General features: G+C 33.9%; 15 protein-coding genes. 10 read left to right on the top strand and 5 right to left on the bottom strand.

Annotated features, from left to right (window positions below; translation table 11 throughout):
* Nucleotides 1–92: 92 nt before the first annotated feature.
* Nucleotides 93–344: a S4 domain-containing protein gene (locus T368_RS0100405; protein ID WP_004088028.1), complete on the bottom strand. Its 252-nt coding sequence runs from the start codon at nucleotides 342–344 to the stop codon at nucleotides 93–95.
* 168 nt (nucleotides 345–512) lie between these two features.
* Between T368_RS0100405 and T368_RS12845 the strand changes: the two genes are divergently transcribed.
* The 5 genes from T368_RS12845 to kdsA all read left to right on the top strand — a co-directional run bounded on the left by T368_RS12845 (nucleotide 513) and on the right by kdsA (nucleotide 5,272).
* On the top strand, nucleotides 513–710 hold the full coding sequence (locus tag T368_RS12845) for a hypothetical protein (RefSeq protein WP_004088029.1): 198 nt from the start codon (nucleotides 513–515) through the stop codon (nucleotides 708–710).
* A gap of 1,583 nt (nucleotides 711–2,293) precedes the next feature.
* A complete protein-coding gene (locus T368_RS15155) occupies nucleotides 2,294–2,464 on the top strand; it encodes a hypothetical protein (RefSeq protein WP_155116658.1) in 171 nt (56 codons plus the stop codon).
* 70 nt (nucleotides 2,465–2,534) lie between these two features.
* Entirely contained in the window at nucleotides 2,535–3,296 is a 762-nt protein-coding gene (locus T368_RS0100425; RefSeq protein ID WP_004088030.1) for a TSUP family transporter, read from the top strand.
* 19 nt (nucleotides 3,297–3,315) lie between these two features.
* Entirely contained in the window at nucleotides 3,316–4,374 is a 1,059-nt protein-coding gene (locus T368_RS0100430) for an ATP-binding protein (protein ID WP_004088031.1), read from the top strand.
* 70 nt (nucleotides 4,375–4,444) lie between these two features.
* A complete protein-coding gene (gene kdsA / locus T368_RS0100435) occupies nucleotides 4,445–5,272 on the top strand; it encodes a 3-deoxy-8-phosphooctulonate synthase (protein ID WP_004088033.1) in 828 nt (275 codons plus the stop codon).
* Between the two features lie 167 nt (nucleotides 5,273–5,439).
* Here kdsA and T368_RS0100440 read toward each other — a convergent pair whose 3' ends face one another.
* Both T368_RS0100440 and T368_RS0100445 read right to left on the bottom strand, forming a co-directional pair.
* The gene (locus tag T368_RS0100440; protein ID WP_004088034.1) at nucleotides 5,440–6,819 is read right to left on the bottom strand and encodes an FAD-linked oxidase C-terminal domain-containing protein; all 1,380 of its coding nucleotides are present in this window, start codon (nucleotides 6,817–6,819) and stop codon (nucleotides 5,440–5,442) included.
* Nucleotides 6,820–6,878: 59 nt separating this feature from the next.
* Nucleotides 6,879–7,352 (bottom strand): hypothetical protein, encoded by a 474-nt coding sequence (locus T368_RS0100445; RefSeq protein WP_004088035.1) that lies wholly within the window; start codon nucleotides 7,350–7,352, stop codon nucleotides 6,879–6,881.
* A gap of 151 nt (nucleotides 7,353–7,503) precedes the next feature.
* On the opposite strand from T368_RS0100445, the gene ppa reads away from it, so the two are divergent.
* From ppa to T368_RS12850, 5 genes are all read left to right on the top strand, one after another.
* A complete protein-coding gene (ppa, locus tag T368_RS0100450) occupies nucleotides 7,504–8,025 on the top strand; it encodes an inorganic diphosphatase (protein WP_004088036.1) in 522 nt (173 codons plus the stop codon).
* 212 nt (nucleotides 8,026–8,237) lie between these two features.
* Nucleotides 8,238–8,588 carry an NAD-dependent epimerase/dehydratase family protein gene (locus T368_RS15845; RefSeq protein WP_004088037.1) on the top strand — a complete coding sequence of 117 codons (351 nt, stop codon included), beginning with the start codon at nucleotides 8,238–8,240 and terminating at the stop codon, nucleotides 8,586–8,588.
* 5 nt (nucleotides 8,589–8,593) lie between these two features.
* Nucleotides 8,594–9,199: an NAD(P)H-dependent oxidoreductase gene (locus T368_RS0100460; protein WP_268902591.1), complete on the top strand. Its 606-nt coding sequence runs from the start codon at nucleotides 8,594–8,596 to the stop codon at nucleotides 9,197–9,199.
* Nucleotides 9,200–9,628: 429 nt separating this feature from the next.
* Nucleotides 9,629–10,174: a hypothetical protein gene (locus T368_RS0100465; RefSeq protein ID WP_004088040.1), complete on the top strand. Its 546-nt coding sequence runs from the start codon at nucleotides 9,629–9,631 to the stop codon at nucleotides 10,172–10,174.
* Nucleotides 10,171–12,708 carry an AAA family ATPase gene (locus T368_RS12850; protein ID WP_004088042.1) on the top strand — a complete coding sequence of 846 codons (2,538 nt, stop codon included), beginning with the start codon at nucleotides 10,171–10,173 and terminating at the stop codon, nucleotides 12,706–12,708. The genes T368_RS0100465 and T368_RS12850 overlap by 4 nt, the downstream gene beginning before the upstream one ends.
* Before the next feature lie 58 nt (nucleotides 12,709–12,766).
* On the opposite strand, the gene T368_RS0100480 is transcribed toward T368_RS12850, so the two are convergent.
* The gene (locus T368_RS0100480) at nucleotides 12,767–14,365 is read right to left on the bottom strand and encodes a phospholipase D family protein (protein WP_004088044.1); all 1,599 of its coding nucleotides are present in this window, start codon (nucleotides 14,363–14,365) and stop codon (nucleotides 12,767–12,769) included.
* Between the two features lie 16 nt (nucleotides 14,366–14,381).
* The gene (locus tag T368_RS0100485; RefSeq protein WP_027338226.1) at nucleotides 14,382–15,905 is read right to left on the bottom strand and encodes a zinc-binding metallopeptidase family protein; all 1,524 of its coding nucleotides are present in this window, start codon (nucleotides 15,903–15,905) and stop codon (nucleotides 14,382–14,384) included.
* Between the last annotated feature and the right edge of the window lie 77 nt (nucleotides 15,906–15,982).

Below are 15,982 nucleotides of genomic sequence, written 5' to 3' on the forward strand. Positions count from 1 at the left end.
CATACATTCGCAAGTAGAGAATTGCTGCATTAATACTTAAAATAGAATTGCTGTTTCATCTTAAATCTCACTTAATCTTTAAAACAATCTCTCTAAGAATCTAACTCCAAAACATACTCATGTTTCATGCTTTTTGGTATAGTTTTTAATGTGGGGATTTGTAAGATTTTATATTGATGTGTTGATTCCAAAAACTTTAAGGTAATAATGTCATTTACTTTAACTTCTTTTGAGCTTTTTGATACCACACCATTTACAAGCACAACACCATTAGCACACATATCTTGGGCTATTGCTCTTCGTTTTGTGAGATTGACTGCATTTAAGAATTTATCTAATCGCATATTTTTCCTATGTTTATCTATTAAAGAATCTACAATCTCAAATGCCTAATGTTTTCATCTAAAAGCTGAACATTATAGACAATTAATGATATTTTTCTGTATTCTAGCAAAAAAATGATGATTTTTTTGCTAGAATACATGCTTGTTTTACATATTTTTAGGAACATTATGATTTGTTATTGTAAGAGTGATGGGGATTATATTTGCTGTCTTTTTAATGATTATCCCATTAATCAAGCAAAAATATATGCAGCATTTTTTAAAAATAAGCAATCTAATGCAGATATATCTTTTGGGATTGAAGGTTGCGACATGGGTGACACTAATAAGCCTTGTGGGGGGCAGAATTTAGCACCGCAAAGCTAAAAGTTTTATGAGGATTGTATGAAAAATACAGACATGGAAGAACTTTATGACAAATTGTCAAAAACAGATTTACAAAAAAATGGAAGCTTAAGCCCAGTTACTTGAAAAAATATGGGAAAGGGTAGGATTTAGCTATGCTCTAAATGCCCATGAAGTCTTAAACATTGTATGTAGGGATAATATTGTAATACCTATTAACTTAACCCAATTTGATGGTGATATATTAAGATAAAATACAAACCAACAAAGTTTTTTTTACTTGTGTATCTCTTAAGTGAGATAAGATATATAGTAAGGATTAAATATAGTAAAAACATACAAGAATTATATGTATTGATAGACTCAATGTGCAATTACAAGATGCAAAGCTCTATGTAAAAATCTAGATAAAGCATTCTTTGATAAATTAGAAAGTAATCAAGAATTGCTTGACGAATGCAATAGAATGGAACTCTTTCATTATAAAGCCACAATAATCTTGTTTCACAAATACTACAAGCCATCGCACTGCATAAGGATTTGATATCACAAATGATTACAAAAGCCCATCTGGAATTAAGCAAAGAGTTGCTTTTTCACCCAATCCTTTAATTATTGTGCTAAAAAAATCTTTGTAAGACTTTATAGCTCTTTAAAATGTAAAATATTTTCACTGACAATAACAATGTGCTTAATTGTGCTACTATTGTTAGAGGATGCGCACTTACCGATCAGGATAAACAAAGTTTGCAAGATTATAATATTGCTATATTTTTAGACTCTCAACTTCTATTAGGCTCAACCACATCCTCGCAATAATCCTTTATCCTTTGGCGAACTAGATTCTAAAGATGAGTTTATAGAATCCAAGTCCATCTCTTATTTAGTTCTAAACATGGAACCCACTGGTACGCAAACCATGAAAATCTTCTTAGCAAACTCTACCCCTATAATACTAAATCATTCTCTTTTAGAATCTAGTCTTAATGTCACATTAGAATGTAAAAATAAAGAATCTAAAATATGATGGAGAGAAACACAAAAAGAAAGGCAAAAGCAAGAAAACGCAGACTCTAAAATAAAAGCTTTCAATTATTTGCAATCTAGCACCAATGTCTCACTCAACAAGCTTAGGAGACGATAAAATTCCAATGTTCTCATAATATAACAGTGCTAGTAAGGATATCGGAACTGATTATCTTATCTTATTGTAGAGAGATGAAATGGAGAAAATGGAATATCTTCTCATGTATTTATTAGATTAAAAGTAGAATAAATAAAATTATTGGGAGAGCAAATCAGTTTTTAAAAAAAACATATTGCATGATGGCTATGAGGGTTTTATTAAAGAAACAGAAAATGTTATAGAGCTAACACCTCAAGAAGTACTCACAAAACTACTTAACGGCGACATGATAAAATATAAAAAAATAGTAATGAAATATGAGTAAAAACCTACAATGAAGTGCAACATTGTAGAAAATATTACACGAAACCCATTGAGAATTTTTATTATACGCTGAAGATTTTTTGAAACTTGACCTCATATTTCCAGTTTCCAGTATAAACCAAACGGTTGACAAAAAATCAAAATCAAGATAAAAATGAATCTAGAGATAAAATATTTCAAAATAATCATTTTGATTATAAAATACTTGATAGTAAAAGCAGAGATTCCAAAAGATGATAAGGAATGCAAAGCTTTTGTTTTTGATAAAGGGCATATACCGGGAAGCATAAGACTATTAGGCACTTGCAAGATAGTTACAACTTAAAATCTACATGACTTGTTTTATCCTATGTGTTGTGATACAATTAATTTATAGAAGAACGATAAGGAATAACATGTTAGGAGATTTAGGCTTAGATATTTATGTGATTTTATTTTGTGCGGCTTTTTGTGCTGGATTTATAGATTCTATTGCGGGGGGTGGGGGTATGATTACTATCCCTGCATTATTTCTTGCAGGGATTCCACCTCATCAAGCACTAGGGGTGAATAAACTGCAAAGCTGTTTTGGTAGCTTTTCAGCGACTATGCACTTTTATAAAAAAGGACATATCGTTCTTAAAGATAATATTACCCCTGTTATTTGCGTATTTTTATGTGCGGCTGGTGGGACGCTGCTCGTGCAGTTTTTAGAAGCACAATTTTTAGCGAAATGTATCCCCTTTTTGCTGATTGTCTTTGCACTCTATTTTCTGTTTTCTCCAAAGATTACAGAAGAACAAAGTCATGTCCGCTACACTCATGCTTTGCTTTATTTTGTGCTTGGGGCGATTGGCTTTTATGATGGCTTTTTTGGTCCGGGGACTGGCTCATTTTTAATGCTTGCTTTAATCATGCTGGGTGGATATGGACTGAAAAACGCATTAGCTCATGCAAAGCTTTTTAATTTCACTTCAAACCTTGCCTCTATGCTTGTATTTGCCATAGGCGGACAGATTCTATGGGTGCTTGGCTTTCTTATGGGTGCTGGGCAGTTTATCGGCGCAAATCTTGGGTCTAGACTTGCACTTCGTTATGGTATAAAGATAGTCAAACCCCTTGTTGTTGGTGTATCACTTATTGTTTGTGTAAAGTTGCTTTATGATGAGTATTTTTAGAATCTTGTGTGAGTGAAATATGTCTATTGAGATTCCAAAGCTAAAGCATTTTTTTCCACGCAGTGTGAATATAAACAGCGATAAAACCTTTATATATGGACCACCACAAAGCGGTAAAACTACATTTGCTTTGTGGTATGCACAAAAGTTTCAGCATGTTTTCTACATGGATTTAGCTACATTATTTTCACAAACTCTTATAGAAAATGCAAAAAAAGCCCTATACAATGTAAGTCAAAAGTTAGAATTACTCATTGTTGATAATATCACTCTAGATTCAATAAAATATTGTGATGATATAGCTGTATCTTGTCCTTGTATCTACATAGGTGATATACAGGCATGTCCTAGCGATTTTAGCCCATTGCCTTTATTGCCATTAAGCTTTGAAGAATATCTAAGTATGGATTCTAAGAATCTAAATATTGATGTTTTACTATCAAACTTCATTAAAGATGGCAATAGTATAGAAATGCTTTCACTCCCAGATTATAAAAAGAGAGAATATAAATGGCGTTCAATGCAGTTTGGCTTAAAAGATGAAGCCAAAGCGTTAAGCTATATGTTAGCCTTGCAATCCTTAAAGACAAGCACCTATGGAATCTATACTCATTTAAAGCAGCATATAAAAATCTCAAAAGACAGAATCTATCCTTTAATGCAAAGTTTGCAAACAAATCATATCGTGCGTATTTGCAAGCATATTGATACGCAACATACGAATAAGAAATATAAACTTTATTTCTATGATTTTACGCTAAGTGAATTTGCAGATTCTAAACATTTTGTGCGAGTGTATGAAAATATGGTATTTTTAGAGTTGGTGTCAATGGGCTTTAAGCTGCAATATAGTCATCATTGTGATTTTATAGATACAACGCAAAATATGATCTTTTTATGTATGCCATTTGCAAGTATAGAATCTATGGCAAAAAAAATACAGCTTATACGAAAGAGAGAGAAAGAATATGGTGAGTATTTGATATATATTATTACAATGAGTAGCAATCATAGCTTTGATAGTAAAGCAATCGCACTTGATTTTGCGAGTCTCTCACCACTTTTGCGTCTTGTTTAGCATTGTAAATAAGATTGGGTTTAACTTTTTGTATAATAGCCTTGAAAATTTATATTATAGGGAGCATATTATGATATTACTGAGTGGTCCATGCGTTATAGAAAATGAAGCAAATATTTATCGCATCGCAAAAGAGCTTGAGTTTGCACACAATGACACAGAGATTGACTTTTACTTTAAAGCAAGTTTTGATAAGGCAAATCGCACTAGCCTTGATGGTTTTAGAGGTCCGGGGCTTGAAAAGGGCTTATTATTGCTAGAGAAGGTAAAAAAGGATTTTGGCTATAAAATCATCACAGATATACATGAAAGCATGCAGGCAGAGCCTATCGCTGAAGTGGCAGATATTATCCAGATTCCAGCGTTTTTATGTAGGCAGACAGATTTGATTGTCGCAGTGGCAAAGACTAAGGCGATTATCAATATCAAAAAAGGGCAGTTTATGAATCCTAGCGATATGCGTTATAGCGTGCTTAAGGCGTTAAAGACTAGAGATTCTAACATCAGTGATTCTAGCTTTATGCAAGATTCTTATAACTTAAGCAGTAAGCATAAAATATGGCTTACAGAAAGGGGCAGCACCTTTGGCTATGGTAATCTCGTGGTAGATATGAGATCGCTTGTGATTATGCGTCAATTTGCCCCAGTTATCTTTGATGCGACACATAGTGTGCAAATGCCCGGCGGACTTGGTGGTAAAAGCGGTGGTGATAGTAGCTATGTGCCTTATCTTGCTCGTGCTGCAAGTAGCGTTGGCGTTGATGGCTATTTTATGGAAACACATTTTAATCCACAAGAAGCCTTAAGCGATGGTCCAAATATGATTGAACTTAGTAGGCTAAAAGCACTTATACCGATATTAAAAGAACTTGACTTGATAGCAAAGAAGAAGTTGTAAAATGCATAGAATCTAAGTTATGTGTTAATCATAACTTATGATAATTATGTTGTAAGCGTTTGCTTTCTTCGGTTTATGCGACTTGTTTTAGTGGGAGATTTAAACCTTTTTTAAGAAAGTGGCAGTTGTCTGCATGGATTCTTTATTTTATGTGATATTCTAGAATCTCACAATCCCATCTTGTTTGGATTTAGTATATTATTTGGGTCAAATGCACTTTTAATACTTCTAAACAAATTCATTTCATCTTCATTAAAAGCAAGATTCATAAATGGTGCTTTAGCAAGTCCAATGCCATGCTCTCCGCTTAAAGTCCCCTCTAGCATAACTGCGATTTTAAAAATCTCTGTGATAGCTTCATACCCTTTATCTAAATCTTTTAAGTCTTCAACCATGACATTTGTATGCACATTACCATCGCCTGTATGTCCAAAACATGGAATCTTAAAGCCATAACGCTTACTTACTTCACCTATTTTTTCTAGTAATTCTGGCAGTTTTGCACGAGGGACGGTGATGTCTTCATTTAGTTTTTTCTTACCATAAATGCTAATACTTTGACTTGCATTCTTCCTTGCAAACCATAGATCCTGCCCTTCTTTAGAATCTTTTGCTACCTTAAACTCAACGCAACCATTTTCTTTAAATCTAGATTCTATAAGTTTTAATTGATATTGTATCTCTTCTTCTAAGTTACCATCTACTTCTGTGATAAGGATAGCCCCCGCTTCAATCGGTAAGCCTTTGTTAAACTTACTCTCAACAGCACGGATTGTAAGATTATCTAAAAACTCCATTGCCACCGGTGTAACTCCACTTGCCATTGTCTTATACACTGCATTCATCGCATTTTCTATTGTGTCAAAAATGCCCATTGCTGAACGCGTAATCTTTGGCTTTGCGATGAGTTTTAGCGTGATTTCACTAATGACTGCGAGTGTCCCCTCACTTGCGATAAGTATCCCTGCGACATTGTATCCTGCCACATCTTTAATCGTCTTTTTACCCGCACGGATAATATTACCATTTGGCAGCACCGCACGGATAGCCATAACATAGTCTTTTGTGATTCCATACTTTGCGGCACGCATACCACCTGCATTTTCACTGACATTGCCACCTATTGTGCTTTGATTTTCACTTGCGGGGTCTGGTGGATAGAAAAGCCCATGAGATTCTACAAAGTTTTGTAAATCTTTATTAATCACTCCGGGCTGCACTCTCACTATAAGATTTTTTGTATCAAGTTCTAGAATCTTATTCATATGCTTTTCTAGGGCTAATACAATACCCCCTTGTGCTGCAATGCTCCCACCGGTAAAACCGCTACCAGCCCCCCTTGGCACAATGGGAATGAGATGAGTATTGCAATACTTTAAAATATCGCTAATATCCTTTTCATCTCTTGGGAAAAGCACCATATCTGGTTCTCTAGATTCACGCGTAGCATCATAGCTATATGCAAGTTTATGCAAGGAATCTATTTTTGCGTTTTCTTCACCTAATAGTTGTTTAAAATACTCTATATGTGTAGTTTCTAATGCCATAATTTTCCTTTTTAAAGTTTTATCATATTGTAGTCTAAAAATTTATATTTTAAGCTTTCTTACTGAATAGAATCATACATGCCAACTGCATACTGATGTGCATCGCCACAAGATTCTATAAAAGCGGCAATATCGCTGATTTCAACCTGTATGCTCCCTTTTGTATTATTTGTGCGGATAATCCAAATAGCTGCATCTGGTATAAGATTTGGTCGCATGAGAATCTTTGTCTGTATTTTTTCTTTATTCCCAACCGCTTCATTTGCAACTATTCCTTTTGCATATAATCCACAAGTTTGCGGTTTGCCTGTGGATATATAGGTAAATTCAAGTTTAAAGTCTGTGAAGTCATTCAACGCACTCACAGATAGCTTCTCCCAACTTGTTTCATTTATAGTCTTAATATATTGCGTGTTAAATAGCCATATTTCTTCATCTAAAGTGGTAGTTTTTGAATCTATTTTGGTATCATTACATGCGATAAAAGCAGTAATGAAAGAGAATATACAAAAAATATAAAGATAAAAACGCATAGTATCCTTTCTTGAATAAAAGGCTAGATTCTACCATAAAATGCGAGTTTAATACACATAAAGAAATATATATTTTAGAATAAAATTAAATAATGGATTAGTTAATAATGCAGTGTTATAATACAAGCCAATTTAATTTTAAGGAGAGATTATGGATCTTACAAAAATCAGTTATGGTAAAGTCCCAAATGAGATTAATGCGGTTATTGAAATACCTTTTGGTTCGGACATTAAGTATGAGATAGATAAAGATTCTGGTGCGGTTGTAGTGGATAGAATCATGCGTTCAGCGGTGTATTATCCTGCAAACTATGGATTTGTGCCAAATACATTAGCAGATGATGATGATCCTATGGATATTTTGGTGTTAAATGAGTATCCCCTGCAGGCTGGCTCTGTCATTAAATGCCGATTAATAGGTGTTTTAATCATGGAAGATGAAGGCGGCATGGATGAAAAGCTACTTGCTGTTGCCCTTGATAAAATCGATCCTACATATAGCGATGTAAAAAGCTATAAGGATTTGCCAAAACTTACACTTGATAGAATCAAGAATTTCTTTGAGACATATAAAATGCTTGAGCCTGATAAATGGGTAAAAGTAAAAGACTTCCAAGAAGCAGATAAAGCTGCTGAACTCTTAGAACAAGCTATCAAGAATTATAAAGGTTAATTCCAATCTTACCTTTGCAAGCATTTCTTAGTTGTTTTTTGAATGTTATATTATTTGCAAGGTTTAACCCTTGCAACAAGCTTATGTGCTACTACACATGCTTTTGTATTACTATAATGCATAGGATTATGTTATAATTATTTGCTGTTATAACATAATTCTGTATATTAACTCAATAAATTTGCTAGTTATAAATTTTAAAAAGGAAAGCTATGCCAAACAAAAAGATTCTAGTAACCGGAGGGGCGGGATATATCGGCTCTCACGCAAATGCCCTGCTGAATACTCTAGGATTTCAAACCATTGTGCTAGATAATTTAGTCTATGGGCATAAGGAATCTTTACATTACGCACCACTTCCTTTTTCTTATAATAATCCATTTATCGCACCCCCATATTCTAAAAACATAGAATCTAAAACCCAAAAAACGCCAACTGCGGAAGTATCTTGTGATGATTTTGCGGGTTGTGAAGCTTTTTTTGCGAGAAGCTACCTAAGCGGTAGTGCCGAAGCAAAAAAGCAAACTCCCACAAAAGCACGCAAGAGACAACGCAGATTCTAGAATCTATATATTTCCGCCATTCGTGCAAACTTTTTGATGAGAATAAAAAGATTCCAAAAGAAGTGTTTGATGAGATTTTAGAAGTGGGCAGATTATCGCCAAGTTCCTTTGGGCTAGAGCCTACAAGGCTACTTGTGTTGCGTAGCGATGAGGCAAAAGCGGCTTTGCGTCCATTATGCTGGAATCAGCCTCAAATCACAACGGCAAGTGAAGTTGTCATCTTTAAAAGTTTGCAAAATGACTTAGTCCCGCCAAGTGAATATACAAAGCAAAATACCTTTAGACGCAAAATGGATTTGGGTGCGTATCAGGCATTTTGTGATCGCTTGGGTGGATACTTGAAAGAGCGGGGGTTAGATTCTGGTGAGTCGCTTTATCATTGGAGTAGCAAACAGGCTTATATTATGGCGACTTATATGGTAGCCTATGCGAGTTTCTTAGGGATTGATACTTGCTATATTGAGGGCTATGAGAAAAGGGAGGTGGAAAAACTCTACGGGCTTGATCCATTTAAAGAGCAGGTGAGCCTTATTGTGTGCTTTGGCTATCGTGGCAAGGAACAACAGCCAAGATATAGAATCTCACTTGATGACTTGGTGGAATATAAATAAAGTTAAATCCGACTTATAAAAACATAAAGATTTAAAGGCTTGTAGGTCGATCTTTTGATGATATAGACTTAAAAAATTAAAATATATCTAAATAAGCATTTTAACTCAAAGTAAAGACAAGTTATTTTTGTTAGAGACATTTATATTGAAGCATAAACAAGTCCTTGCGTGATAAGAATATATTGGATAATCTTGCAGATTCTAGTGATATTTATCCAATTATACTAGCAACATTTTTTAATCAAAAATATACACATTACCACATATTTTTAGTGTCGCAAACATACATTTATGCCTTTGTTATCGTTTCCATTATTGTATTTATTTTACATTTTTTGTAAAATAAATATTGACAAAATATTTTATAAAGGCTATAATTTCGCAAGTTGTAAATGCTTAACACATTAACTAGAATCTAAAAGGATTATTATGACTCAACAAAAAAATAAAACAAACACAGACCAAACAAGTCAAGCCCCTCCAAAACTACTACGAGAGCGACTAAAAGAGATTGAGATTCGGCTTGTAGATTTAGCGGACTTTTTAAATATCTCTCGCCCCACAGCATACAAATTCATACAAATGTATGAGACGGGTTATAAGGACAGCATAGAAGCAAAATTGCTAAAATTCTTTGATTTTGTGATGAGTGAAAAAGGGCTTACTAAAAGCAAGGCAATGAGCTATATCGTGGAAAATCTCGTGCAACCAAAGGCAAAAAGCACGCAGGATAGGGCTCAAATCATTGCAAATCTTTTAAAAAAGGAAAACAGCGTGAAAATAGAATTTATTGATATGGTAGCACAAACGCAGGTGCTAGATCCCATTTTAGAATATTTGCTAGAGTGTCAAAAGATTCTAGCAAAAAGCAAAAGGGCATTAAACGAAGAAGAAGTGGCAAAAATTATGCCATTAAATGAGCTTTACAACAAGCTTGGCTTACGACTTGACATTAAGATCAAGGAGCAAAAATGAATACGCGAAGCATAATATTTGAAAATTTTAGGAATCTAGGCATATCAGATTCTAAGCAAGAAAACCTTAGCAATAAATTGCAACTAGGATCTATTGATAGAGAGCATATCGGTGGATTATTAGACCTGCTTGGTGGCAATAATGATGGGAAAAGCAATGGGCTAGATGGCTTGGTTAGTCTTGGAGAGAAAAATCTATGTAAAGATGATATTCCAAACTTCATAGGTTATGAGAATAAGATTCCAAAACTCATACTTCAATATGAGATAACCACACAAGATAAAATTTTAGCTATAAAAAATGTGGAAAATGAAGTTGATAGGGATTCAAAAGATATTGAATCCAACTTTACAAACAAAACATTTGGAATGTTTTTTACACCAGATTCCATTGACAATTGCAAAAGATATAAAAGCTTTAATAGTGATGAAGAATGCAAGGAATATTGGCAAAACATTTTAGATTCAGACCTATATGCTATTTATGATTATGATGAGCAAAATGATAAAAGCAAACGCCGTCCAGAAATTCGAATCATATCTAAAAAATATAATTTCGTATTTTTTTGTAGCACACAAACTGACAATGAGTTTCCAAAGTCAATGTTTTGCTTTATGGCGATTAGAAAGAATATTAATGAAATCAAACATTCCGAACACGCAATAAAAATTAATTGCAAATTTTTCATACATTTTGATTCCAAAACACCCAAAAATTGCGATGATGCAAGTTTATTGCGACAATTTTTAAAAGAAGATTTTGAGACAAGGACATACAGCTCCAAAGATATACAGCCTACACAGCCCACAACACAAAAAAGCGAGTCACTTTGCTACAAAGCAATCTTAAGTTTTGAAAATGATAAGACAATATATAGGACGACATTGCCTAAAAAAGAAACACAGCATAAATATGCTGATAGTGAGATTCTAAAAAAGATCCAAGATGAGTTTAAACAAAAGTTTATGGACTGGGAGAGTATCAAAGACTACGCAAATGGAAAAAATTATGAAAAAAAGTCTTGTATAGAGCAGTATAATCTTATCGTAAAAAAATACAAACTTATAGAAAATACACTTCATATTCCGCAGTTTGTAGCACTTTATAATGAGCTAAAAAAGCTGTTTAAACATTTAGAAAGCGAGTATTCAAAGTTTGTTAATATAACAGAATTTATTGATTTAGAATCTTTGCAAACAAGCACACAAGACATTGATGTGATTGCTAAAGCTTTTGGCATTACCTTTATGCCAAAGATTATACTTTATAAAGAACAAGCCCTAAGCGATAAGGATTTAGAATCTAGCGGGGATAACCTTGCAAATTCTGCATTTTTTACAATGCTTTTTAAGATTCTAGAAGTCAATATAACAGATATACAAAATGATCTAAAAAGTGCGGCAAATAAACGCAAGGCACGAGAAAGAGAGCTTGATAAAAGATGTGAAAAAATTAATGAAAGATTTAATGCCCTCTATTGCTTAAGTGATGATGTATATAATTTTAGTATGCGTCTTGAAGACAACAAGATTGCTTTTTGTATGGAAAAAAATAATGAAGCGATATATCTCAAACAACAAAGCACAGGCTTTAGAAAATTTTTCAATCTCTTTTTTAACTTTCTCTACAAAGGCGAGATTGGCAGGGGCGATATTGTCCTAATTGATGAGCCAGAAAATAGCCTAAGCATACCCGCCCAAAGGGATTTGCGTAAGTTTCTCAAAGACTATGGCAGGAAAAGTGGGATTTTATTTATCATAGCCACACATTCGCCCTCTATGCTAGATATTACCCACCTTGATGAAGTGCGGATTGTAAAGGCATTAAACTCTTTAGAATCTAGCGAGATAGAAAATCCAAAAGGCTCACTTATTATTAATGACTTCTCAATGCTAGGCTATGGGGAAAGTGATACGTTAAATGATATATACAAAGCATTGGGTGAGAACATTAGGTTTGATGAAACGAAGCTTATATTTGTAGAGGGCATTATGGATTCTAATATTTTAAACGCATATAGCCAGATTTATGACGACAAAGATTCTAATAAACTTATATTTTTGCCAATTAGCGGACTTGGTGGCAAGGGAGATTTAGAAGCTAGTGATAATAATGAGTTAAGCTTTAGCCTTGAGCAAAAGCAAAAAGCACAAAATCTTATCACTTTTGCAAAAAGATTGCGTATCCATCCCATTTTGCTAGTGGATAATGACAGAGCAGGAAAGGCTATGAAACAAGGCGTTGAAGATGAAGAAAAACTTAAAAACGATCTTTCAGTCATTACGCTTAAAGATATTTTTGAAAATGCAAGTGGAGCAATAAAAAATAATGTCTATGCCATAGAATCTTTATTTAGCAAGGCAGATAGAGAAAAATTTGGCTTTGATACTTGCAAAGAAAACAAGCAATCAAATATTGTCTCAAGTGTGTTTAAAAACACAGAGAATCTAAAAGAAAAACTCTCACAAGAAAGCAAGAAAAACCTTAATGAACTATTTGCTTACCTTGTTGGACTTAAAGAGGCAGATGAGTAACATACAGCAAAGCATTGTAATAAAAAAAATAAGTCTGACTCTAGATCCTAAAATTCCATTACAAAAGCTTTTCTGGCATAATCTTTGCCAAGGTTTTATAGAATCTAAGCCATACGCTTGTATTTGGTGAGACGGAGAATTTTTGCACACCATTTTCATCTTCTAGCTCCCAATGACATTTTTGCGTATTTGTATCACATACGATTTTATAGGAATCTTGCATTTGAGATTCTGTAATCTTGTGTAATTGCTCGGCTAACTCTTTATTTTTAAAAAATACAATGCTTTCAGTATTTAGCATAGCTGATCTATAATCAAGATTAAAGCTACCCACAGCAATGGTGTGAGAATCTATAATCATGTATTTTGAGTGAAGACTTACTTTACCTTTTGATGAATGATAGAATTTTACCTTATCCTTTAGCCTTGCCTTTTTAGATTCTAAGTTTGGATACTCATAGACTTGCACGCCCATCAAAGCAAGTTTATCTCTATAATTTTCCCAATGTGAATACACAGGTATGACATCAACAGAGGCAAGTGAGTTTGTAAGAATCTTAATGGTAATCCCCCTATTTTGTATGAAATCACGCCATATATCCATAGCTGCAACGCCCGGAACAAGATATGATGAAGAGATGACAATAGATTCTTTTGCATGGCTAAGATTATAAGATAGGGCTTCAAGGATAGGCGTTGTGAATGGACCATTGCCTTTATCAATCTTTTCTGGTGAATCCGCTAGGAATGTGCCCTCACCCCAAGTCATGTTAAATTCTTTATTTTTATATTTTGCTTTAAACACTTCCATATCGCTTAGGTATTCTTCCCAATCAGCTTTACCTACATTATATTGTTTGGCTTGTTCTTCTGGGCTTTTTGCTTTTTTGCGATATTTTTCTAATTTTCTCTTACTTGGGAAGAGATTTACAGGGATACTTCTTTTGTAATTCCAAAATTCTTCAAAGTTTAGTTTCGCATCTTTTGCGATATTGCCAATAAACAATAAATCCGTATCAGTAAAATTCACACTTGCATTTTCAAAATATTCATCAGCTATATTTCTACCACCCATGATTAATGCGGTATCATCAAAGATAAAAAGCTTATTATGCATGCGTTTATTAATGCGACTGAAGTTAAATATCGCCTCAAATGCATGCATAGGACCAAAGCGAAAAAAGTATGGATTAAAGATTCTCACTTCAATATTTTCATGATTATCAAGCATCATTAAGTCATAAAAGTCTGATGAGATTCCATTATCATCAATTAAGATTCTAATCTTTACACCGCGATTTGCCGCCTCATAAAGCTCTCTTGCAAGTAGCCTTGAAGTGAGTTCATTTTTATAGATATAGGTTTGAATGTCAATGGTTTTTGTAGCCATCTGCACGAAACCTAATCTGTGTAAAAGCGCACTTGAGCCATCAGCAATGATTAATGCGCCATCTTTTTTTTGCTCTAACTCTTCCTTATAAGGCTCTGCAATAGGGCTTTTAAAGCTATTGTATTGTGGGGTATAATGTGTTTTGATACTATGATTCATAGAAGTTAGCGGCGAACACGCACTAAAAATAAGTAACACTAAGATACACAATAAAAGCGCACCAAGCAGTGATAAACTCACGCTTAGCATTGTAATAAAGTCTGGCATTGTTTTTCCCATATACTTATATCGTTTCCATAAAGTCTTGCAAGATCGCTACTATAACCCCAGCACTCTCAATCCATACTTCTTCATTGATAGAATGCGGTGCGTTGATTGATGGACCAATGCTTAAGGCAATGATATCAGATAGCCCCAAATCTTTAAATCTTTTAAGTAAGATTCCACACTCAAGCCCTGCGTGTAACTCTACTATTTTTGGCGTTATATTGAATGGCTTTGTGTGTTTTTGCATACTCATACACATTGCTTTTAGAATCTCTTTTAGACCGCATGAATCTTTTATCTCTTCTGTTTCACATAAAGCTTTATTTATGCTACTAGATGCTATGCTTTTATCCTGCTTTTCCCATGGGGCATAATATTCACTTATTTTTATTTGCAGACTCTCTTTTTTTTGCTTTGACTGCTCTTTTTCTAGAATCTTTTTTAGTTGAGTTAAGTTATCCTGCAATAAATCATTTGTATTAGTACGCCCCATGAATGCAAGAGATAGATTCCCATTTGCAAATGAGATGTGTGAGAGACTACGAGAGTTTTGCACCGCATTTTCTATACTATCAAGCACACCTATATTTAAACTTAAAAGTAGATTGTATAGAATCTTAAACTCTATGCCATTTGGTGTTTGTAAAAAGACTTCATTTGTTTTATCAAGCAATTCATTATGCTCTTCTTTTAGCTCTTCAAATACAAAAAATTCATTTGATTCTATACTTAGTTTTTGCTTACTTGCGATGATTAGCTTTGAGTGCATGGGGATTGAGTTGCGTTTCTCTCCACCTTTCCAGTTAATCACATATAAGGAATCCTTTTCACTCTCATTTAAAGCTTTATCTAAGAAATATATGCTTTGAAGTATTGCATTTTGATAGTTTGGCAAAGGATTATTAATATCTAATCCACTATGCCCACCGGCAAAATTCCTTGAAGAAAGGACATAATAATGATAATTTAGCGGAATTTCTTGTGTGATAAATTCACTTTGATAATTTAAGTCAAAGCCGCCCGCACAGCTTATAGTAATCTCACCTAAGACTTCAGAATCAAGATTAAGTAATATCTTAGATTGAATAGGAATCTCTAGCCCTTTTGCCCCTATCATACCCACCTCTTCATCATTTGTGAAAAGAAACTCTGCGTGAATGCCCTGCTGCATGAAATACATCATAATCGCCATACCCATGCCATTATCCGCCCCAAGACTAGAATCTTGTGCTTTTAGCCAAGTTTGTTCAATATTATTGCTTTTTCTCTTTGTTTGCAAAAGATTTAACGCTAGATTTTGCGCTGCAAGTCCAACGCACACCATATCATAATGACATTGAAAACATACTTTAGATTCTGTATTTTCTTTATATGCAAGTATATTGCCAACAGAATCTTTTTTTATTGCATAGTCATTTGATTTGGCAAAAGATTCTAAAAATGCTGCCATCTCGTTTGTATTAAAGCTACCATGCGGGATTGTCGTTAATTGATAAAAAATATTTAGTATTGCCTGTGTGAAAGAGCTTATCGCAGACATTATGCTATCCTTAAAATCAGTATTCATTCATAATAAGACTACATTATAACCTTGAAAATTATATTTTTGATAAATCT

The organism is Helicobacter bilis ATCC 51630 (assembly GCF_000686565.1).
GTDB lineage: Bacteria > Campylobacterota > Campylobacteria > Campylobacterales > Helicobacteraceae > Helicobacter_A > Helicobacter_A bilis.